Origin of the sequence: Streptomyces sp. NBC_00490 (assembly GCF_036013645.1) — a bacterium.
Lineage (GTDB): Bacteria > Actinomycetota > Actinomycetes > Streptomycetales > Streptomycetaceae > Streptomyces > Streptomyces canus_F.
The window spans coordinates 8,553,159-8,573,145 of record NZ_CP107869.1; the positions used below are offsets into that span (position 1 = coordinate 8,553,159).

The following is a 19,987-nucleotide window of genomic DNA, read 5'->3' on the forward strand; positions in this document are numbered from 1 at the left end:
GGTGCGTACCGATACGCCAGTGTACCGATACGGTCGTGTACCGGTACACTCACGTATCGATAGACGTACGCCACACTGGAAGCAGCCCCGCACCACCTTGTATGAAGTCGCTCAAGCCCCACTCGAACGAGGAGAAGAGCTGATGACGTCGCAGGCCGCGGACGGACCGGAGACGGTCGCCGCCTCGCGCCGCTCCAAGATCACGCCCGAGCGTGAGCAGGAGTTCTACGACGCCGTGCTCGAACAGGTCCGCGAATGCGGTTATGAAGCCGTGACCATGGAGGGTGTCGCCGCCAGCACCCGGTGCAGCAAGTCCACGCTCTACCGGCAGTGGAAGACCAAGCCGCAGTTCGTGGTGGCCGCGCTGCGCTCACGGCGCCAGTCGAAGTTCGACGGCATCGATACAGGATCGCTCGCGGACGACTTGCGGGAGGTGGCGCGGGCCGCGGGCCGCTGGTCGAATAGCGACACCAAGCTGCTCCAGGCCCTCGGACACGCCGTCACGCAGGACCCGGAGCTGGCGAAGGCGCTGCGGGAGGCGCTCGTCGACCCGGAGATCGCGTCGCTGAAGGAGATCCTCCAGCGCGGGGTCGACCGGGGCGAGGTCGCCGCCGGGCATCCGGCGCTGGAGTACATCCCGGCCCAGATGTTCGGCGTGATCCGGGCGCGGCCCATCGTGGACGGGGAGTACGCCGATCCGCAGTACCTGGTCTGCTTCGTGGAGGCCGCGGTGCTGCCCGCACTGGGGCTCACATAAGACCCAGGCCGCCGTCCACGGGATGACTGGACGGTGACCTGCTCGCGCCGCACCGTGGGGACGGGGGCGGCGCGCACCCTCCGGCCGGGTGGGGTTCCTCTTGAGCGGAGAGGCGCCCCACCCGGCCGACGGGTTTCCCGGGGGTGTCAGACGTCCTGGCCGCTGCCGCCGCCCGTGGACACCTTGATCCCCTTGGTGATCTCGTCGATGACGGACTGCTTCTCGCCGACGTCCACGCCGAAGCGCACGACGACGATCTGCCGCGCGTTCGCGGGGGAGGGGAAGGCCAGCGACTCGACGTAGCCGTCGGCGCCCTTGCTGGTGACCGCCTTCCAGCGGACCAGGTAGCCCTTCTGCCCGGCGACGGTCACGGCCTTGGAGGCCAGCACGTCGTGCGAGGTGATCGCGCCGTAGGTCTTGCCGCCGTAGGACTGCTCGGCGTTCGCCTCGATGTCCGCCTTGGCGACCTGCTCGGCCGTCGAGCCGACCGTGCCCAGCAGGGCCGCGGGAGCCGAGTACGCACCGCCCTTCGTGCAGTTCTGGGAGGTGTCGCCGGGGCACTCGTAGGAGTCGTTCGACGTGACCGACGCGCCGGCCTGGATCTGCTGGCCGTACCAGTCGTCCGGGATCGGGATGCTGATCCCGCTGATCGCGTCGGTCACCGAACCGCTCTCGATCTTCGGCGCCTCGGACTGCCCGGGCGAGGGCGAGGCCCCGCCGGAACCGCCGGAGCCACCCGGACCGCCGTTCCCGCCCGGCCCGCCCTGGCCACCCGTGGAACCGTCCTGGCCCCCGGCGCCACCCGGCCCGCCGCCCGGCCCCTGCTGCGAGGTGCTGCCGCCGCCCGAGTCGTGGCCGGCCAGCGCCCACACGCCCACACCGATGCTGGCGAGGACCGCGACCGCGACCGCCACGGCTATGCCGGTGCGCAGACCGCGCCGTCCGCCGGCCGGCGGCGGACCGGGATAGGCCGGATACGCGGGATACGCCCCCTCGGCGGGCGTCTGCGTCGGGGGACCCCACTGGGCGGCCGACCCCGCGGGGCGGGTCTGGTCCGTCCATGCCCTGCCGTCCCACCAGCGCTCGGTGGCGGGACCGTCACTTGTCTGTCCGGGATCGGGGTACCACCCGGGAGGAGTCACCTGCGTCATGCCCCCACCGTATGAGGCGTCGGTGAAAGCCGGATGAGAGGGGCGGACCGAATTCCGGTCAACCCAAGACGAGTCGTACAGGTTTCTCTCGCGCGGGCGGCGGCAGACGCAGTCCGTCCCGGCCGGGAGTGACCGATCCGAGGACGCGCGCGTGCCGGGCGCCGGTGCTCGCGGGCACGGTGCCGGGCAGTCCGTGCGCGGTCAGGAATCCGAGGACGGCGAAGGCGTACGCCTCCTTGGCGTCCAAGGGCAGCCCCAGCTCGTCGGAGGTGCGCAGCGCGATGCCGGGCACGGACGCGGCCAGCATGCGCATCAGCGCCGGATTGCGGGTCCCGCCGCCGGAGGCGATCACCTCCGTCGCGCGCACCGCCCGGACCGCGTCGGCCACCGTCCGGGCGGTGAGCGCGGTCAGCGTGGCGACGACGTCCTCGGCCGACAGCGTCCCGCACCCCGCGAGGGCCTCCTGGAGATGCCCGAGGTGGAAGAGTTCCTTGCCGGTCGTCTTCGGCGGTGCCAGCGCGTAGTACGGCTCCGCGAGCAGCCGCTCCAGCAGCGCCCCGTGCACGGTCCCGCGAGCGGCGAGCGCCCCGTCGGCGTCGTACGCCAGGCGCCCGCCGCTGAACCCCCGGGCCGCCGCGTCGATCAGGGCGCACCCGGGGCCGGTGTCGAAGGCGGTCCCGTCGGGCGCGGTGAGGTTGGCGATGCCGCCCAGGTTGAGCGCGACCGGCGTGCCCGGGCGGCCGCGCAGCCACAGCAGGTCGACCAGGCTGACCAGCGGGGCGCCCTGACCGCCGGCGGCGATGTCGCGGGGCCGGAAGTCGGCGACCACGGGCAGCCCGGTCGCCTCGGCGATCCAGGCGGGCTGTCCGATCTGCAACGTGCCGTGCACCTGACCGCCGACGGCCCAGTGGTACACCGTCTGCCCGTGCGAGGCGACCAACTCGGCTCGCCCGTCGCACAGTTCACGATCGGCCCGGACGGCCGCCGCCGCGAACGCCTGCCCGATGAGGGTGTCCAGCCGGCACACCTCGGCCATCGACGTCGTCCCCGGCGGAAGAGCCGCCGCGAGCGCCTCGCGCAGTTCGTCGTCGTACGACGCGCTCACCTGTCCCAGCGGTCTCATGACCAGGCTGTCCCCGACGAGGTCCAGCTCGGCCGCCGCCGCGTCGATGGCGTCGTACGACGTCCCGGACATCAGACCGATCACCCGCATCCGCTCAACCCGCCTTCCGCCCGGGAGGCTTGACCAGTGCCAGCACGCTCACCGCACAGGTCGCCGCCGCGTAGTACCCCGGGATGTCCACGTTCCCGGTCCGCTCCACCGTCTTGGTGATGATGAGCCCCGCGCAACCCGAGAACACCGCATTGGACAGGGCGTAGGCGAGTCCCAGGCCCGTGTAGCGCACGGTGGTCGGGAACAGCTCCGCCAGCATCGCCGGACCCGGCCCCGCCATCAGCCCCACCACGGCACCCGCGCCGCACACCGCCACGCCCTTCACCGCATGCGAAGTCCCGGTGTCCTGAAGGAGGTTGAGCAGTGGTACCGCCAGGACCGTGACGAGGACCGCCCCGGTCAGCATCACCGGGCGCCGCCCCACCCGGTCGCTCAGCAGCCCGGCCGGGACGATCGTCGCCGCGAAGCCCAGGTTGGCCAGCACGGTGGCGACCAGCGCCTGCCGGAAGCTCGCGTTCAGAGTGCTCTGCAGATACGAGGGGAGCACGACGAGGAAGGTGTAACCGGCCGCCGCCCACCCCATGATCCGTCCCGCGCCCAGCGCGACGGCACCCACCACCCGGCGCACCGGCGGCCGTTCGACGTCGTGCTCCTCCCGGAACGCGGGCGTCTCGTCCAGCCGCAGCCTCAGCCACAGCGCCGTGAGCCCGAGCGGCAGCGTCAGCAGGAACGGCAGCCGCCAGCCCCAGTCGGCCAGTTGCCGCTCCGTGAGCACGGTGGCGAGCAGCGCCGCCGCCCCGGCACCGCCCAGCAGGCCCAGCGCCACCGTGAACGACTGCCACGACCCGTACAGTCCGCGCCGACCCGGCGGCGCGAACTCGGTCATCACCGACACCGCCCCGCCGAACTCCCCACCGGCCGACAGCCCTTGAAGCACCCTCAGAAACGTGAGCAGCCAGGGAGCCAGTGCGCCGACCTGGGCGTACGTCGGCAGGATGCCGATCAGGGTCGTCGCGCCGGTCATCAGCACGATCACCAGGATCAGCACCGGACGCCGCCCGACGCGGTCGCCGAGCCGGCCGAACAGGGCCGCGCCGACGGGCCGGAAGAAGAACGCCAGCGCGAACGACGCGTACGCCTTCACCAGCGCCTCGGCCTCGCTGCCGCCCTCCGGGGTGAAGAAGCGGGCCGCGATGATCGTGGCGAAATAGCCGTAGACGCCGAACTCGTACCACTCGATGAAGTTGCCCACCGACCCCGCGACCAGCGCACGGCGCGAGCGGCCTGTCTTCCGATCTTGGAAAATGGGCTCCTCCTCCGGTTTTTGACCATCCGTCAAACAGCAGGGGACGGCAGGCCACAGGCCTGATGCGTCGACTGTCCGACACCGCTGTCACCCGTCGGGGCAACAGCTGTCCGGACCGCCCTCCACATAGCCAATCGGACGGCTACGCTCGAGGTCTGTACGTCGTTAGGGCGACTTGGGGAGGTAACGGGATGACGGAGGAAGGGCCCACGCCGGCCGCCTCGCCTTCCCTCTGGGAGCGCGACGAGGAGGTCGCCGCCGTGGAGCGGGCGATCGACATCCTGCGCGCGGACCGGTCCTCCGCGGGCAGCCTGCTGGTGTTCCGGGGCGAGGCGGGACTCGGCAAGACCGCACTGCTCACCGAGACGCGCCGGATCGCCGAGGCGCGCGGCTGCACCGTCTGGTCCGCCCGCGGCGGCGAGACCCTCAGGTCCGTCCCCTTCAACGTCGTACGCCAACTGCTCCAGCCCGCGCTGGTCTCCCTGATGCCGGAGGAGGCGCGCGAGTATCTCGGCGACTGGTACGACATCGCCGGGCCCGCCCTCGGCGTGGCGGATCCCGGCGAGCGCCAGGCCGACCCGCAGGGCGTGTGCGACGGTCTGGTCGCCGCGGTGCGCCGGCTCGCCCGCCGCGACTGGCCGCTCGTCCTCGTGATCGACGACGCGCACTGGGCCGACCAGGAGACCCTGCGCTGGCTCGCCGCGTTCGCCGAGCGCCTCGACGACCTCTCCGTCCTGCTCGTGGTGGCCCGCCGCCCCGGGGACGTCACCGGCGAGAGCGCCCGCCACCTCGACGCCGTCTCCGCCGCCGCGGGCGGCCCGGTCACCACGCTCAGCGCCCTCACCCCGGACGCCACCGCGGGCCTCACCCGCGCCACCCTCGGCGCACACGCCGACGCCCCGTTCTGCCGCGAGGTCTGGGCCGTCACCGGCGGCAACCCCTACGAGACCGTCGAACTCCTCGCCAAGGTCCAGGACAGCGAACTCGAACCCGTCGAGGCCCAGGCCTGCGAACTGCGCGCCCTGAACCGCTCCGCGCGCGGCGGCGGCCTCGTCGCCCGCCTGGAGGGACTCGGCATCGAGGCCACCCGGTTCGCGTGGGCGGCGGCCATCCTCGGCACCGGCATCTCCGTCGACCTCGTCGCCAAGCTCGCCACCATGGCCCGCGCCGACGCCGTGCGCTGCGCCGAACTCCTGCGCAACGCCCGCATCCTGACCGAACCCGACCCGGCCGTCGTACCGGCCGACGACGGGGACCTGGAGTTCGTCCACCCGCTCATCGCCACCGCCGTCTACAACTCCATCCCCGACGCCCTGCGCACCGCCATGCACGGCATCGCCGCCCAGGTCGTCGCCGACTCCGGACTCGGCGCCGCCATGGCCTCCCGCCACCTGCTCCAGGTGCACCCGGACGACGACGAGGAGCTCGTCGAGCAGCTGCGCGAGGCCGCCCGCGAACACGTCGCAGTCGGCGCCCCCGACGCGGCCCGCCGCTGCCTGGAACGGGCACTGCGGGAACCGCCCCGTCCGGAGACCCACGCGCGCGTGCTCTACGAACTCGGCTGCGCCACCCTGCTGACCGCGCCCGCCGTCACCGTCGACCACCTCCAGTCCGCGCTCGCCATGCCCGGCCTGGACGGCGCCGAACGCATCGAAGCCGTCTTCCGCCTCTCCCAGGCCCTGCTCCACAACGACCAGCTGGAGGACGCCGTCCGCACGGTCGAGGCGGAGGCCGCCCGGCTCGGACCCGGGCCCGCACAGCTGCGGCTGCGGGCCGTCCAGTACATGTGGGAGGGCATCCACGCGGGCGAGACCAGCTCCCCGGGGCGCTCCGAGCGGCTCGCCGAACTCGCCGGGACCTGCACCGGGCGCGACAATTCCGAGCGCGCCCTGCTCATCCTGCGCGGCTTCGACGCCATGACCCACGGCGAGAACGCGGAGATCGTCGTCGAGCTGAGCGACCGCGCCCTCGTCAACGGCCGCCTGGCACCAGGACTCGGCTGGACCGACACCGAGTGGGGCCTCGAGATCCTCATGATGCTCGCCAGCTCCTACACCTACACCGACCGGCTCGACCGCGCCGAGAGCATGTTCACCGAGGCCCTGCGCACCTACGAGTCGGCCGGCTGGAGCGGCGGCCACCTCGCCCTCGCGCACGCCTTCCTCGGCTTCGCGCACCGCCGCCGCGGCCGTCTCAGGGAGGCCGAGTCCACGCTGCGCGAGTCCCTGCGCATCGCCGAGCGCGTCGGGCGGGGACTGCCCCTGTACTGGTCGGCGACGTGCAACCTCGTCGACACGCTGCTCGCCCGCGGCCATGTCGACGAGGCCTGGGAGGCCGCCGAACAGTACGGTTTCGCCCCGCCCTATCCGTCCACCATCGTGCTGCCCGATCCGCAGTCCGTACGCGGCCGGCTGCTGCTCGCCGTCGGCCGCACCCAGGACGCGGTCAACGAGCTGGAGGCCGCGGAGAAGGCGGCCACCGCCCGCAGCCACCTCAACCCGGTGATGGTCCCCTGGGCGCTCGACCTCGCCCGCGCCCTCGCCACGACGGACCCGGTCCGCGCGGCCCAGCTCGCCTCCGACGCCCGACGCCGCGCCGAGCGCTTCGGCACGGACACGGCGATCGGGGAGGCGCTGCGGTGCGCTGCCGCGCTGGAGACGGGGCAGCGGGCGGTGCGGTTGCTGTCCCAGGCGGTGACGTATCTGGAGTCCTCGCCGTGCCAGTACGAGCATGCGGCCGCGCGGGTGGAGTACGGGATCGCCGCGCGGTCTGTCGCCGAGATCAATCGGGGCTTGGCGCTTGCGCGGTCGTGCGGGGCGGATGGGCTGGTCGCGCAGGCGCGGGACGTGTTGGAGACGGGTCGGGGATTGCGCTAGAGAGCTCGGCAGTCGCGGTTGTGTGGCGGCTGCGGGCCCGTTGTGGCTTGTCGCGCAGTTCCCCGCGCCCCTGTGGGGCGCTACAGCGCGAGTAGTTGGTCGGTGACCGCCGCCAACCGCTTCTGTACCTCTCTGTCGTACGTTCCCTCGTGTGCCCGTGCCCTGCTCGTGCCGTCGAAGTAGCCGCCCGTCCCCAAGTCCTGTGTCGCCAGGGCCAGTACACCCGGGGCGCCGTCCGCGATGGTGCTCAGGGCCGCGAACCCGCCCTCGCGTACCATCCCGGTGTCCATGAAGGTCGCCGGGTGCAGGACGTTCACGGCGACGCCGGTACCGGCCAACTCCTCGGCCAGGGTGAAGGTATGGGCCGCCAGGGCGAACTTCGCGCGTCGGTATGCCGCGAAGCCGTCGTACCCGCGCCGGAACTCGATGTCGTCGAAGTCGACGGGGTCCTGGCCGACCGAGCCCACGTTGACGATCCGGGTGGGCGCGTTCGCGCGCAGCACCGGCAGCAGGGCACGGGTCAGCGTCACCGGCGCCAAGTAGTTGACCGCGAGCCGCAGTTCGTGGCCGTCGGCGCTCACCTCGCGTCCCGTGCCGGGGGCGCCCGCTCCGACGCCCGCGTTGTTGATCAGTACGTCCAGGTCGGGACGGGCGTCGGCGACCCGCGCGCCCAGCTCCCGCACCTCGGTCAGGGAGGCCAGGTCGGCCACGAACGCCTCGGCGTCGCCCTCGGTGCGCAGTTCCTCGACGAGCCGCTCGGTACGGCCCGGATCGCGGCCGTGGGCGAGGACGACATGGCCGGAGCGGACCAGCTCGAAGGCGAGGTGGCGGCCGAGCCCGGAGGTGGCGCCGGTGATCAGAATGGTGGACATGCCTCCACCGTAGGCCCGCTGCGGAGGCATGTGCGTGGTGTTGTCGAGGCTACGACCGGCAGGGTCACCCTTCTTCTTCCGCCAGCACGCGCTGCGCGGCGGCGAACGCCGAGTTGGCCGCCGGAACTCCGCAGTACACGGCCGTCTGGAGCAGGACCGCGCCGATCTCGTCCGGCGTCAGACCGTTGCGCCGGGCTGCCCGGACATGCATCGCCAGCTCGTCGTAGTGCCCGTGGGCGACCAGCGCGGTCAGGGTGATCATGCTGCGCTCGCGGCGGCTGAGCGTCGGGTCGGTCCAGATCTCGCCCCACGCGTAGCGCGAGATGAAGTCCTGGAAACGCGCGGTGAAGGGCGACTGCCGGTCCTGCGCCCGGTCCACGTGTGCGTCGCCGAGCACCTCGCGCCGCACCTCCATGCCCCGCTTGGCGCCACCGTCGAAGTGTGCGCGCAGAGCGGTCAGTACGGCCTCCGGGCACTGCGCCACCGCCAGATGCGAGGCCCCGGGGATCTCGACGAGCGCCGCGCCCGGCACCGCGTCCGCGATCTCCCGCAGATGCGCCGGCGGGGTCGCCGGGTCCTCCCGGCCCGCGACGAGCAGGGTGGGCGCGGAGATCTCCGCCAGCCGCTCCCGGATGTCGAAGGCGGCGAGTGCGTCACAGCAGGCGGCGTAGGCCTCCGGGTCGGCGTCCCGGTGGTCCCGGACGAGCCGGGGCACCGTGAAACCGGGGGTGAACCAGCGGGCGTCGGCGCTCTCCACGAGCCGGTCCATGCCCTCGGCGCGGACCTGCGCGGCCCGCTCCTCCCAGGACCTGGAGCCGTTGAAGTGGGACGACGAGCAGATCACGGCCAGCGACGACACCCGCTGCGGGTGGTGCACGGCCAGGTGCAGCCCGACCGCGCCGCCCAGCGACACCCCCGCGTACGCGAACCGCTCGATGCCGAGCGAGTCCGCGAGCGCGAGCACCAGGTCGGCGAGGCCACCGACGGCGGCGCCGGGACCGATCAGACCGGCCGCGCTGCCGCCGTGCCCCGGCAGATCCCAGCGGACCACCCGGTGGCTGACGGAGAGCTCGGGCGCGACCTTGTCCCACAGGGCGTACGACGTCCCGAGCGACGGTCCGAGGATCAGCGGGGGAGCGGAAGCGGGGCCCTCGGTCAGGTGGTTGAGGAGTTTCTCGGTCAACGTCGCTCCAGAGCGCGATCGGTGAGGGTGGCGGCGGCCCCCGTGTAACGGGTGGGGTCGGCGAGACTGTCGAGGTCGAGGCCCTTCAACTCCGGTTCTTCCGCCAGGAGTTCGCCGAGGCTGCGGCCCTCGGTATAGGTGCGCCTGGCCAGCTCGGTCAGCAGGGACTTGGCGCGCGCCCGGCCCAGCACCGGTGCCAGTTCGGCGGAGAGCCGCTCGGAGACGATCAACCCATGGGTGAGGTCCAGGTGTTCACGCATCACCTCCGCGTGCACCCGTAGCCCTTCGGTGAGTTCGGCGGCGTCCCGGGCGGCGCCGCCGACCAGCCGGAGCAGGTCCCGCAGCGGCTCCCACTCGGCGTGCCAGGCCCCGGCCGGCCGCTCGTCCTCCGCGGTCAGCGACCCGTACAGCGTGGCCGCGAGCTGCGGTGCCCGCCGGGCCGCGGCCGCGATCAGCGTGGACCGTACCGGATTCGCCTTGTGCGGCATCGCCGATGAACCGCCCCCGCTGCCCTCCGAGACCTCGGCGATCTCGGTACGGGCCAGCGTGAGCACGTCCGTGGCGACCTTCCCCAGAGCTCCGGCCGTGAACGCCAGACATCCGGCGAGATCGGCGATCGGGGTGCGCAGGGTGTGCCAGGGAAGCCCGGGCGCCTGAAGGCCGAGTTCCCGGGCGTACGCCGCCGGCAGCGCGGTCGGGTCGGTGGCGCCGTACGCGGTGAAGGCGGCCAGGGTCCCGGCCGCACCGCCGAGCTGGACGGGCAGCGCGTTCCGTACCGCCGTGATGCGGTCCCGTGCGTCCAGTACCAGCGACCGCCAGCCGGCCGCCTTCAGCCCGAAGGTCGTCGGCACGGCGTGCTGGGTGAGGGTGCGTCCCGGCATCGGGGTGTCCCGGTGCTCGGCGGCCAGCCGGGCCAGTGTCGCCTCCGTCCGCCCGAGGTCGGCACGGACCAGGTCGAGCGTGCGCACGGCCACCAGCACCGTCGCCGTGTCCATGATGTCCTGGCTCGTCGCGCCCCGGTGGACGTACGGCCCGTACTGCCCGCCGACCGCTTTCGTGAGGTCGGCGACGAGCGGGATCACCGGGTTGCCGCCCCCGCGCGCGCGTACGGCGATGTCCCGGGCGTCGAAGTCCCCGGTCCGGGCGGCCGCGGTCACCGCCGTGGCGGCCTCCTCGGGAGCCAGGCCCAGCGTCGCCTGGGCGCGGGTCAGCGCGGCCTCCGCGTCGAGCAGCGCGCGCAGATACGCGGCGTCGCTCGTCGCGGAGGCGGCGGGGGAGCCGGCCCACCCGGGGGCGAGCAGACCGGCGTCGGGTTCGGCAGAAGTCACTGGAACTCCAGGAAGACCGTCTCGCCTTCGCCCTGAAGGCGGATGTCGAAACGGTAGGTCCCCTTGCCGTCGTCCGTCGCGATGAGCGTGCCCCGGCGCGCCTCGTCCACCCGGGCGAGCAACGGGTCGGCGGCGAGCGCCGCGTCGTCACCCGGGAGATAGATCCGGGTGTAGAGGTGCACGAGGAGCCCGCGCGCGAAGACGCACACGCTGAGATACGGCGCGCTCTTCCCGCGGGCGCCCGGCCGCAGTGTCCGCGCGGACCAGTGGCCGTTGGCGTCGGTCTGGACGCGCCCCCAGCCGGTGAACTCCACGCCGTTGCGGCCCAGGAAGCCGCCGCTCGCCGGGTCGCGCCGCATGGAGCCGTCGACCGTCGGTACGTTGCCGTCCGGGTCGGCGCCCCACAGCTCCACGAACGCGTCCGGCAGCGGCTTGCCCTCGCCGTCGTGAACGTATCCCTGGACCGCGATGGTGTCGGGGTGGCCGACGGGCGCGATGTCGCCGCCGCCGGGGAAGGGCAGGGCGTGGCCGTAGAAGGGCCCGACCGTGTGCGACGGAGTGGGCAGCACCGTCTCGGGACGGCTCGTGTCGATCCTCGTCATGGCAGGTCAGCGCCCTTCTTCGAGCCAGGTGGCGTTCGGGCCGTCGAGCACGACGTCCCAGTGGTAGCCCATCGAGAACTCCGGCACCGACAGGTTGTGGTCGTACGTCGCGACGAGACGCTGGCGGGCAGCGTCGTCCGTCACCGACTGGATGATCGGGTCGTACGGGAACAGCGGGTCGGCGGGGAAGTACATCTGCGTCACGAGCCGCTGGGTGAACGCCGTGCCGAAGAACGAGAAGTGGATGTGGGCCGGGCGCCAGGCGTTGAGGTGCTGACGCCACGGGTACGGGCCCGGCTGGATCGTGGTGAAGTGGTAGTGGCCGTCGGCGTCGGTGAGGGTGCGGCCGACGCCCGTGAAGTTCGGGTCCAGCGGGGCGTCGTGCTGCTCGCGCTGATGTGCGTACCGGCCGGCCGCGTTGGACTGCCAGATCTCGACCAACTGGCCGCGCAGCGGGCGCCCGTCGCGGTCGAGCAGCCGCCCGGAGACGGTGATCCGCTCACCGATCGGCTCACCGTTGTGCTGCCGGGTGAGGTCGTTGTCGATCTCGGTGATGTCCCGCTCGCCGAAGGCGGGGGAGTGCAGCTCCACCAGCTCCGGGTCCTTGGACACGTCGATCGTGACCGGCGGCTGCTTGGGGTGGCGCAGGACCGAGGAGCGGTACGGCGCGTAGTCGCGGCGCGGCTGGTGCTCGACGGGGCCGCCGTCGGCGATCCGCTTCTCGTAGGCGGCGTGCTCGGCCGCGATCTCCTGGTCGATGTCGTGCTGGGTGAGTGTCATGGGGAGGTCCTGGATTCTCTGAAACTCGGGGGCGGTGTCGCGCCCCCGAAGGGACGCGGGGAACCGCGCGACCAGCCACAGCCGGTCCGCGGTCGCAATCGATGCCTAGCGCTCCAAGACGAGAGCGAGTCCTTGACCGACACCGATGCACAACGTGGCCACACCGACTCCACTGCCCTGGCGGGCAAGTTGGTGGGCGACCGTACCGGCGAGGCGGGCGCCCGACGCACCGAGCGGATGGCCGAGGGCGATGGCACCGCCCTGCGGGTTCAGGATCGCCGGGTCGAACTCGGGCCACTCGGCCACGCATCCGAGCACCTGCGCGGCGAACGCCTCGTTCAGCTCCAGGACCGACAGGTCGTCAAACCCCTTGCCCGCCTTGGCGAGTGCCCGGTTCACGGCCTCCACGGGGGCGAGCCCGAAGTAGTCCGGGTCGAGGGCGTTCACACCGGTCGCGGAGACCCGGGCCAGTGGCTCCCGCCCCGTGGCCCGCAGGCCCTCCTCGTCCACCAGCAGCAGCGCCGCCGCACCGTCGTTCAACGGGGACGCGTTGCCCGCGGTGACCGTCCCCCCGTCGGGCCGGAAGGACGGCTTGAGCTTCGCCATCGCGGCCAGGGAGGCGTCGGCCCGCACACACTCGTCGGCGCCGAAGACCACCGGGTCGCCCTTGCGCTGCGGGATCGACACGGGCGCGAGCTCGGCGTCGAAGAGCCCGGCCTCCTGCGCTCTGGCCGCCTTCTGGTGCGAGGCCAGCGCGAACTCGTCCTGCTGCTCACGTGTGATCTTGTGCTTGTCGGCGATGAGTTCGGCCGACTCGCCCAGCGGGATCGTCCACCGCGGGTCCATCCCCGGGTTGACCATGCGCCAGCCGAGCGTGGTCGAGTACAGCTCGGTGTGCCCGGCGGGGAAGGCCCGGTCGTTCTTGGGCAGGACGTACGGCGCCCGGGTCATCGACTCCACGCCGCCCGCCACGGCGATGGAGGCGTCCCCGACCGCGATGGCGCGGGCCGCCTGGATCACCGCCTCCAGACCGGAGGCGCACAGCCGGTTGACGGTGACGCCGGGTACCGAGGTCGGCAGGCCCGCGAGCAGGGCGCCCATGCGGGCGACGTTGCGGTTCTCCTCGCCGGCGCCGTTGGCGTTGCCGAAGTAGACGTCCTCGATGCGGGAGGGGTCCAGGCCGGGCGTACGGGCGAGGAGTTCGCGGATGGCGTGGGCGGCCAGGTCGTCCGGGCGCACCGAGGACAGGCCGCCGTTGTAGCGGCCGATCGGGGTGCGGACCGCGTCGACGAGGTAGACGGGCTTCACAGCAGTTCCTCCGCGACGGTCAGCTTGGCGTCGGTCTTGGCGATGATCTCGTCGGCCGGGACGCCGGGGGCGGTCTCGGTCAGCACGAGCCCCTCCGGCGTCACGTCGATCACGCCGAGGTCGGTGATGATCCGGTTCACGCACGCCTTGCCGGTCAGCGGCAGCGCGCACTCCTCGAGGATCTTCGCGGAGCCGTCCTTGGCGGTGTGGGTCATGACCACGATGACGGTCCGGGCGCCGTGGACGAGGTCCATCGCACCGCCGATCCCGGTGATCATCTTGCCGGGGATGGCCCAGTTGGCCAGGTCGCCCTTGGCGGAGACCTGCATGGCGCCCAGCACGGCGACGTCGATGTGGCCGCCGCGGATCATCGAGAAGGACAGCGCCGAGTCGAAGAAGGAGGCACCGGGCAGGACCGTGACGGTCTCCTTGCCGGCGTTGATCAGGTCCGGGTCGACCTGGTCCTCGGTCGGGTAGGGGCCGGTGCCCAGGATGCCGTTCTCGGACTCCAGGATCACCTCGACGCCGGCCGGGAGGTAGTTGGGGATCAGCGTGGGCAGGCCGATGCCGAGGTTGACGTACTGCCCGTCCTGAAGCTCGCGCGCCGCGCGCGCGGCCATCTGCTCACGTGTCCAGGCCATCACGCACTCACCGTCCGCTGCTCGATCCGCTTGTCGGTGGCCTGCCCCGGAGTCAGTGCCACCACCCGCTGCACGAAGATCCCCGGCAGATGCACCGCGTCCGGTTCGATCTCGCCGGGCTCGACGAGTTCCTCGACCTCGGCGATCGTCACCCGCCCCGCCATCGCCGCGAGGGGGTTGAAGTTGCGCGTGGACTTGTTGAAGACGAGGTTCCCGTGCCGGTCGCCCCTGGCCGCCCGCACCAGCGCGAAGTCGGTGCGGATGCCGCGCTCCAGCACGTACTCGGTGCCGTCGAACTCCCGCACCTCCTTCGGCGGCGAGGCGAGCGCGACGCCGCCCTCACCGTCGTAGCGCCACGGCAGTCCGCCCTCGGCGACCTGGGTGCCCACCCCCGCCGGGGTGAAGAACGCGGGGATGCCCGCGCCGCCTGCGCGCAGCCGCTCGGCGAGCGTGCCCTGGGGGATCATCTCGACCTCGAGCTCACCGGACAGGTACTGGCGCGCGAACTCCTTGTTGGCCCCGATGTAGGAGCCGGTCACCCGGGCGATCCGGCCGGCGGCGAGCAGGACCGCGAGCCCGGACTCCATGGCGCCGCAGTTGTTGGAGACCACGCCGAGGCCGCTGACCTCACGCTCGTACAGGGCCTGGATCAGCACGTTCGGCACACCGCTGAGTCCGAAGCCGCCGACGGCGAGTGTCGCGCCGTCCGGCACATCGGCCACCGCCTCGGCGGCGGTGGCGACCACCTTGTCCATGCGTGAAGCTCCATCCCGCTGATTAATCAGGGCACTGAGTATTTCGGTGAAGTTTCCTTCACGCTGTCACCGGACGGTGGCGACGTCAAGACCTCTGAGAAGTGTGAGGTCACAACGGTGTGCGACGTTGCAGACAGTGCGCGCCCCCGCCCGGTATCGTTCAGTGCACTTACGAATCCGACCTTCAGGGAGCGCACATGGCCGCGGTGGACCTCACCACCCACCCCGGGCACCTGGCCCGGCGGCTCCAGCAGGCGCACTACCTCCTCTGGAACACGATGGTCTCGGAGGAGATCACCTCGCCGCAGTTCGCGGTCCTCAACGCGCTCGTCGCCGAGCCGGGCCTCGACCAGCGCACGGTGGGCGAGCGGGTGGGTCTGGACCGGTCCACCATCGCCGAGGTGATCAGCCGCCTCGGCCGTCGAGGGCTGGTCGACAAGGTGCGTGATCCGCAGGACGGCCGGCGGTTCCTGCTGCGCCTCACCGACGACGGGCTGCGCACCCACCGCAAGCTGACCGTGCGCACGGCCCGGATGAACCAGGTCTTCCTGGCCCCGCTCTCCGCCGAGGAGCAGTCCGTCTTCTTCGAACTGATCCAGCGGGTCTCGGACGCGGCCGAGGGGCTCCGCAACCCCGCGGAACCCCTCGTCGCCCAGCGCTAGGCCCTGTCGGCCTGGGCCTTGGCGAAGAGCACCCAGACCTGGCCCTTGGCGAAGTTCACCGGGTCGCCGTCACTTGTCGTGAACGTCGTACCGTCCGTCGCCTTCTCGCGCTTCCAGTCGACGGTGTACGCCTTCCCGCCGCGCAGCACCTTCGCCTTCCCGGACCCCACCGTCTCGGTGTACGGCGTGTTGTTGCCGAGGAAGTCGTAGAAGTCGGACTTGCGGATCTTCACGTACTGCACGACGACCGTCGCCGGGGCGAGCCGCTTGCCGGCGGTCGTCACGGTCGGTGTGCCGTCCATCGAGACCAGATAGCGGTCCCGGCTCGAGGACCAGGTGAACCGGAAGGCGGCCGCCGGGTAGCGCACGGTCTCCGAGGTGTCCTTCGTCCCGCCGGACGACGGGGCGGCCCCATAGGTGAAGCCGGTGGTCAGGGCGTCCGCGCCAGGGACCGAGGGCATCAGCCGGTCCGGGCGCAGATAGAGGTTGTGCGGGGAGGGCTTGTCGGTGCCCCGGAAGTAGGCGCCGGACGTCTTCTCGGGTGTCTGCGGGTTCAGCGGCGCCTTGTCGATCAGCGGCATCAGCTTCCCCTGGGCGCCGGAGAAGGCGAGCGTCGGGTGGTCGAACTGGCGCAGCAGCTCCAGATCGGACTCCCGGGCGCTGCGCACCGGCCCGATGACCTTGGGGAGCTTGGTCGCGTACACCGCCATCAGCCGGCTCAGTCCGCCCTCGACCTGCTCGGCGTAGATGATGTCCGCGGAATCGGTGCCCGTGTGCGGGCGGGCCGCCCGTGCGTTGTCGATCTTCACGGCGAGCGCCGACTCCCCGGTCAGCCCGCTCTGCGACGGCTCTTGGCTCGGGTCCTGGTCCTGGTTCTCGTCCTGGTCCTGCGTCTGGTCCGTTCCTCGCCCGTCGTCGGCCCGGCCGGGCTTGCTGGTGCCCGTGCAGCCCGCCGCCAGGGAAATCGTCAGTGCGGCGGCCAGGAACGCCGCCGTAGTCATGGCGCGTCTCTTGCGCGCCCTTCGTCCCATGCCCACCGTCGCCACCCAAGTCTCGTTTCACTGATTGTGCGCTTATGTGTTCATTGATGGCCATACCCGGTGGGATTTGATCGGTCGAGGTGAGTACCTCCGAGGAGCGCGTCGCTACGCCGAGCGGCCCACAGCGCGGTTCGGCGCAGGCGCCCCGGGTACCCGGGGCGCCTGCGCAGAGCCCGAAGGGAGTGGCGTGATGAAGGCAGTGACCTGGCAGGGCAAGCGGGACGTACGGGTGGAGAATGTGCCCGATCCGGGGATCCAGGAACCCACGGACGCGGTCATCCGCGTCACCTCCACCGGGCTGTGCGGCTCGGACCTGCATCTGTACGAGGTGCTCACCCCGTTCATGACGCCGGGCGACATCCTCGGACACGAACCGATGGGCATCGTCGAGGAGGTGGGTGCGGCGGTCCCGGATCTGAAGGCGGGCGACCGGGTCGTGGTGCCGTTCCAGATCGCCTGCGGCAACTGCTGGATGTGCCTCAACTCGCTGCCGACCCAGTGCGAGACCACCCAGGTCACCAGCGAGGGCATGGGTGCGGCCCTGTTCGGCTACACCCGTCTCTACGGCGCGGTCCCCGGCGGCCAGGCCGAGTACCTGCGGGTCCCGCAGGCCCAGTACGGCCCCATCAAGGTGCCCGAGGGCCCGGCGGACGACCGGTTCGTCTACCTCTCCGACGTGCTGCCCACCGCCTGGCAGGCCGTCGCCTACGCGGACGTCCCCGAAGGCGGCAGCGTCGCCGTGCTCGGTCTCGGACCCATCGGCGACATGGCCTGCCGTATCGCCCAGGTGCGGGGCGCGGGACAGGTGTTCGGGGTGGACCTGGTGAGCGAGCGGCTGCGCCGGGCACGCGCGCGTGGTGTGCAGACGTACGACCTGAGGAGCTTCGACAGCGAGAAGGAGCTCGTCCAGGCCATCCGTGACGAGACCGACGGCCGGGGCCCCGACGCGGTGATCGACGCCGTGGGCACCGAGGCCCACGGCAGTGCGGTCGCCCGGCTGGCCCAGACGGCCTCCGCCCTGCTGCCGCGCCGGATCAGCGGACCGTTCGCGGAGCGGTTCAGCGTCGACCGGCTCGCCGCCCTGCACACGGCCATCGAGCTGGTACGCCGTGGCGGCACGATCTCCCTGTCCGGTGTCTACGGCGGCATGGCCGACCCGCTGCCCATGCTCACCATGTTCGACAAGCAGCTCCAGATCCGGATGGGCCAGGCCAACGTGCGGCGCTGGAGCGACGAGATCATCCCGTACCTGACCGACGAGGACCCGCTCGGCGTCGACGACTTCGCCACCCACCATGTGCCGCTGTCGGACGCCCCGCACGCGTACGAGATGTTCCAGAAGAAGCAGGACGGCGCGGTGAAGGTGCTGATGCGGCCCTAGGTGCCCTGTGCGTCAGCGCAGGATCTCGTTCAGGTCGTACCTGACGGGCTCCTCCAGCTGCGCGTAGGTGCAGCTCTCCGGCTCACGGTCCGGCCGCCAGCGGCGGAAGCGGGCCGTGTGCCGGAACCGGACGCCGTTCTCCATGTGGTCGTACGCCACCTCGGCCACGCGTTCCGGCCGGATCGCCACCCACGACAGGTCCTTCTTGCCCGACCAGCGGCTCGGCGCCCCGGGCAGCCGGGCGCTCTCGTGCGCCGCCTCGTCCGACCAGGCCGCCCAGGGGTGCCCGGAGGCATCCTCCATGCGCAGCGGCTCCAGTTCCGCCACCAGCTCGGCCCGTCGCTTCATCGGGAAGGCCGCCGACACGCCCACGTGCTGGAGGGTGCCTGCGTCGTCGTGGAGGCCGAGCAGGAGTGAGCCGACGATCGGGCCGCTCTTGTGAAAGCGGTAGCCGGCGACGACCACGTCCGCCGTCCGCTCGTGCTTGATCTTGAACATGGCGCGTTCGTCCGGGAGGTAGCGCAGGGTGAGCGGCTTGGCGATGACCCCGTCGAGGCCCGCCCCCTCGTACTGCTCGAACCACCGCTGGGCCACCTCGACGTCCGTGGTCGCGGGGGCCACGTGCACCGGGGCTCTCGCCCCGGACAGCGCCGTGGTCAGCAGCGTTCTGCGGTCGCTCTGCGGGACGTCCACGAGTGACTCGTCCTGGAGGGCCAGCAGGTCGAAGGCGACGAAGGACGCCGGCGTCCGCTCGGCGAGCGTGCGGACCCGGGAGGCCGCCGGGTGGATGCGCTCGGTGAGCGCGTCGAAGTCCAGGCGGCCGTCCCGTGCGATCACGATCTCCCCGTCCAGCACACAGCGTTCGGGGACCCTCTCCTGGAGGGCGGCCGCGAGCTCGGGGAAGTACCTGGTCAGCGACTTGCCGGTACGGCTGCCCAGCTCGACCTCGGCCCCGTCGCGGAACACGATCGCCCGGAACCCGTCCCACTTCGCCTCGTACTGCATGCCCGGCGGGATCCTGGCCACCGACTTGGCGAGCATCGGCTTCACGGGCGGCATCACCGGCAGATCCATGCTGCCGATTCTGCGCCCATGAGGCCGTACATGCCCGGTGTGCGAGGTTTGCGTGGTACGCCTACCGTGGCTCGCATGGGTGCAGCGGTGGAACTGGAGGCGGGCGGCCGGAGTGTCCGGCTGTCCAGTCCGGACAAGATCTTCTTCCCGGAGCGCGGGTTCACCAAGCTCGACCTGGCCCGCTACTACCAGGCGGTCGCCCCCGGCATCCTGCGCGCCCTGCGCAACCGCCCCACCACCCTGGAGCGCTACCCGGACGGCGTGAGCGGCGAGTCCTTCTTCCAGAAGCGCGCGCCGAAGAACATGCCCGACTGGATCCCGACCGCCCACATCACCTTCCCCAGCGGCCGCAGCGCCGACGAGATGTGCCCCACCGAGGAGGCCGCCGTCCTGTGGGCCGCCCAGTACGGCACGCTCACCTTCCACCCCTGGCCGGTACGGCGCGACGACGTCGACCGGCCCGACGAACTCCGCCTCGACCTCGATCCGCAGCCCGGCACGGACTACGACGACGCCGTGCGCGCGGCGGGCGAACTCCGCGCCGTGCTGGAGGAGTTCGGCGGACTGCGCGGCTGGCCGAAGACGTCCGGCGGGCGGGGCCTGCATGTGTTCGTGCCGATCGAACCCCGCTGGACCTTCACGGAGGTCCGCAGGGCCGCGATCGCGGTGGGCCGGGAGATGGAACGGCGGATGCCGGACCAGGTGACGATCAAGTGGTGGAAGGAGGAGCGCGGCGAGCGCATCTTCATCGACTACAACCAGACCGCCAGGGACCGCACCATCGCCTCCGCCTATTCCGTACGGCCCCGCCCGCACGCCCCGGTCTCCGCACCCCTGCGCTGGGACGAGGTCGGCGAGGCGCACCCGCGCGACTTCGACCTCGCGACCATGCCCGCGCGCTTCGCCGAACTCGGCGATGTGCACGCGGACATGGACGATCACGCCTTCTCGCTCGACGCGCTGCTGGAACTGGCACGCCAGGACGAACACGACCACGGTCTGGCCGACCTGCCGTACCCGCCCGAGTATCCGAAGATGCCGGGAGAGCCCAAGCGGGTACAGCCGAGCCGGGCCAAGCACGACGACACGTGACGGCG

The 19,987-nt window shown here is 71.9% G+C and carries 18 protein-coding genes; 5 read left to right on the plus strand and 13 right to left on the minus strand.

Going from position 1 to position 19,987, the window contains the following annotated elements; translation table 11 throughout:
• The first annotated feature begins 142 nt into the window (after positions 1–142).
• On the plus strand, positions 143–757 hold the full coding sequence (locus OG381_RS38925; protein WP_327720666.1) for a TetR/AcrR family transcriptional regulator: 615 nt from the start codon (positions 143–145) through the stop codon (positions 755–757).
• A gap of 146 nt (positions 758–903) precedes the next feature.
• On the opposite strand, the gene OG381_RS38930 is transcribed toward OG381_RS38925, so the two are convergent.
• From OG381_RS38930 to OG381_RS38940, 3 genes are read right to left on the minus strand one after another with little or no spacing between them, the layout of a single operon-like run.
• Positions 904–1,908, minus strand: a complete 1,005-nt coding sequence (locus tag OG381_RS38930) for a DUF2510 domain-containing protein (RefSeq protein WP_327720667.1) — start codon at positions 1,906–1,908, stop codon at positions 904–906.
• Between the two features lie 58 nt (positions 1,909–1,966).
• On the minus strand, positions 1,967–3,121 hold the full coding sequence (locus OG381_RS38935) for an anhydro-N-acetylmuramic acid kinase (RefSeq protein ID WP_327720668.1): 1,155 nt from the start codon (positions 3,119–3,121) through the stop codon (positions 1,967–1,969).
• A gap of 4 nt (positions 3,122–3,125) precedes the next feature.
• The gene (locus tag OG381_RS38940; protein ID WP_327720669.1) at positions 3,126–4,334 is read right to left on the minus strand and encodes an MFS transporter; all 1,209 of its coding nucleotides are present in this window, start codon (positions 4,332–4,334) and stop codon (positions 3,126–3,128) included.
• 245 nt (positions 4,335–4,579) lie between these two features.
• Between OG381_RS38940 and OG381_RS38945 the strand changes: the two genes are divergently transcribed.
• Positions 4,580–7,264 (plus strand): ATP-binding protein, encoded by a 2,685-nt coding sequence (locus OG381_RS38945; RefSeq protein ID WP_327720670.1) that lies wholly within the window; start codon positions 4,580–4,582, stop codon positions 7,262–7,264.
• Between the two features lie 80 nt (positions 7,265–7,344).
• Here the strand turns inward: OG381_RS38945 and OG381_RS38950 are convergent, their stop codons facing one another.
• The 8 genes from OG381_RS38950 to OG381_RS38985 all read right to left on the minus strand — a co-directional run bounded on the left by OG381_RS38950 (position 7,345) and on the right by OG381_RS38985 (position 14,733).
• Positions 7,345–8,136: an SDR family NAD(P)-dependent oxidoreductase gene (locus OG381_RS38950; protein ID WP_327720671.1), complete on the minus strand. Its 792-nt coding sequence runs from the start codon at positions 8,134–8,136 to the stop codon at positions 7,345–7,347.
• Positions 8,137–8,200: 64 nt separating this feature from the next.
• Positions 8,201–9,319, minus strand: a complete 1,119-nt coding sequence (pcaDC, locus tag OG381_RS38955) for a bifunctional 3-oxoadipate enol-lactonase/4-carboxymuconolactone decarboxylase PcaDC (RefSeq protein ID WP_327720672.1) — start codon at positions 9,317–9,319, stop codon at positions 8,201–8,203.
• On the minus strand, positions 9,316–10,647 hold the full coding sequence (gene pcaB / locus OG381_RS38960) for a 3-carboxy-cis,cis-muconate cycloisomerase (RefSeq protein ID WP_327720673.1): 1,332 nt from the start codon (positions 10,645–10,647) through the stop codon (positions 9,316–9,318). Before pcaB ends, pcaDC begins: the two co-directional genes overlap by 4 nt.
• Complete coding sequence (pcaG, locus tag OG381_RS38965; protein WP_327720674.1) at positions 10,644–11,249, minus strand: protocatechuate 3,4-dioxygenase subunit alpha; 606 nt, start codon at positions 11,247–11,249, stop codon at positions 10,644–10,646. The genes pcaB and pcaG overlap by 4 nt, the downstream gene beginning before the upstream one ends.
• Before the next feature lie 6 nt (positions 11,250–11,255).
• Positions 11,256–12,029 (minus strand): protocatechuate 3,4-dioxygenase subunit beta, encoded by a 774-nt coding sequence (gene pcaH, locus OG381_RS38970; RefSeq protein ID WP_327720675.1) that lies wholly within the window; start codon positions 12,027–12,029, stop codon positions 11,256–11,258.
• Between the two features lie 105 nt (positions 12,030–12,134).
• Positions 12,135–13,337, minus strand: coding sequence for a thiolase family protein (locus OG381_RS38975; RefSeq protein ID WP_327720676.1), 1,203 nt, complete (start codon positions 13,335–13,337; stop codon positions 12,135–12,137).
• Positions 13,334–13,978 (minus strand): CoA transferase subunit B, encoded by a 645-nt coding sequence (locus OG381_RS38980; protein ID WP_327720677.1) that lies wholly within the window; start codon positions 13,976–13,978, stop codon positions 13,334–13,336. Before OG381_RS38980 ends, OG381_RS38975 begins: the two co-directional genes overlap by 4 nt.
• Positions 13,978–14,733 (minus strand): CoA transferase subunit A, encoded by a 756-nt coding sequence (locus OG381_RS38985; protein WP_327720678.1) that lies wholly within the window; start codon positions 14,731–14,733, stop codon positions 13,978–13,980. Before OG381_RS38985 ends, OG381_RS38980 begins: the two co-directional genes overlap by 1 nt.
• Positions 14,734–14,930: 197 nt before the next feature.
• Between OG381_RS38985 and OG381_RS38990 the strand changes: the two genes are divergently transcribed.
• Complete coding sequence (locus tag OG381_RS38990; protein WP_266885666.1) at positions 14,931–15,395, plus strand: MarR family winged helix-turn-helix transcriptional regulator; 465 nt, start codon at positions 14,931–14,933, stop codon at positions 15,393–15,395.
• On the opposite strand, the gene OG381_RS38995 is transcribed toward OG381_RS38990, so the two are convergent.
• Positions 15,392–16,396 (minus strand): DUF3048 domain-containing protein, encoded by a 1,005-nt coding sequence (locus OG381_RS38995; RefSeq protein WP_443061969.1) that lies wholly within the window; start codon positions 16,394–16,396, stop codon positions 15,392–15,394. The genes OG381_RS38990 and OG381_RS38995 overlap by 4 nt on opposite strands.
• Positions 16,397–16,625: 229 nt before the next feature.
• Here OG381_RS38995 and OG381_RS39000 point away from each other — a divergent pair, with 229 nt between their 5' ends.
• Positions 16,626–17,816, plus strand: a complete 1,191-nt coding sequence (locus tag OG381_RS39000) for a zinc-dependent alcohol dehydrogenase (RefSeq protein ID WP_327720680.1) — start codon at positions 16,626–16,628, stop codon at positions 17,814–17,816.
• A gap of 12 nt (positions 17,817–17,828) precedes the next feature.
• Here the strand turns inward: OG381_RS39000 and OG381_RS39005 are convergent, their stop codons facing one another.
• Entirely contained in the window at positions 17,829–18,890 is a 1,062-nt protein-coding gene (locus tag OG381_RS39005) for an ATP-dependent DNA ligase (protein WP_327720681.1), read from the minus strand.
• Between the two features lie 75 nt (positions 18,891–18,965).
• On the opposite strand from OG381_RS39005, the gene ligD reads away from it, so the two are divergent.
• Complete coding sequence (gene ligD, locus OG381_RS39010) at positions 18,966–19,982, plus strand: non-homologous end-joining DNA ligase (RefSeq protein WP_327720682.1); 1,017 nt, start codon at positions 18,966–18,968, stop codon at positions 19,980–19,982.
• Positions 19,983–19,987 lie beyond the last annotated feature (5 nt).

Excerpts from the sequence above, each read along its gene's own strand:
- OG381_RS38925 (WP_327720666.1), top strand. The coding sequence starts at position 143 with ATGACGTCGCAGGCCGCGGACGGACCGGAGACGGTCGCCGCCTCGCGC.
- OG381_RS38930 (WP_327720667.1), bottom strand. The coding sequence starts at position 1,908 with ATGACGCAGGTGACTCCTCCCGGGTGGTACCCCGATCCCGGACAGACA.
- OG381_RS38935 (WP_327720668.1), bottom strand. The coding sequence starts at position 3,121 with ATGCGGGTGATCGGTCTGATGTCCGGGACGTCGTACGACGCCATCGAC.
- OG381_RS38945 (WP_327720670.1), top strand. The coding sequence starts at position 4,580 with ATGACGGAGGAAGGGCCCACGCCGGCCGCCTCGCCTTCCCTCTGGGAG.
- OG381_RS38950 (WP_327720671.1), bottom strand. The coding sequence starts at position 8,136 with ATGTCCACCATTCTGATCACCGGCGCCACCTCCGGGCTCGGCCGCCAC.
- pcaG (WP_327720674.1), bottom strand. The coding sequence starts at position 11,249 with ATGACGAGGATCGACACGAGCCGTCCCGAGACGGTGCTGCCCACTCCG.
- pcaH (WP_327720675.1), bottom strand. The coding sequence starts at position 12,029 with ATGACACTCACCCAGCACGACATCGACCAGGAGATCGCGGCCGAGCAC.
- OG381_RS38980 (WP_327720677.1), bottom strand. The coding sequence starts at position 13,978 with ATGGCCTGGACACGTGAGCAGATGGCCGCGCGCGCGGCGCGCGAGCTT.
- OG381_RS38985 (WP_327720678.1), bottom strand. The coding sequence starts at position 14,733 with ATGGACAAGGTGGTCGCCACCGCCGCCGAGGCGGTGGCCGATGTGCCG.
- OG381_RS38990 (WP_266885666.1), top strand. The coding sequence starts at position 14,931 with ATGGCCGCGGTGGACCTCACCACCCACCCCGGGCACCTGGCCCGGCGG.
- OG381_RS38995 (WP_443061969.1), bottom strand. The coding sequence starts at position 16,396 with ATGACTACGGCGGCGTTCCTGGCCGCCGCACTGACGATTTCCCTGGCG.
- OG381_RS39000 (WP_327720680.1), top strand. The coding sequence starts at position 16,626 with ATGAAGGCAGTGACCTGGCAGGGCAAGCGGGACGTACGGGTGGAGAAT.
- OG381_RS39005 (WP_327720681.1), bottom strand. The coding sequence starts at position 18,890 with ATGGATCTGCCGGTGATGCCGCCCGTGAAGCCGATGCTCGCCAAGTCG.
- ligD (WP_327720682.1), top strand. The coding sequence starts at position 18,966 with ATGGGTGCAGCGGTGGAACTGGAGGCGGGCGGCCGGAGTGTCCGGCTG.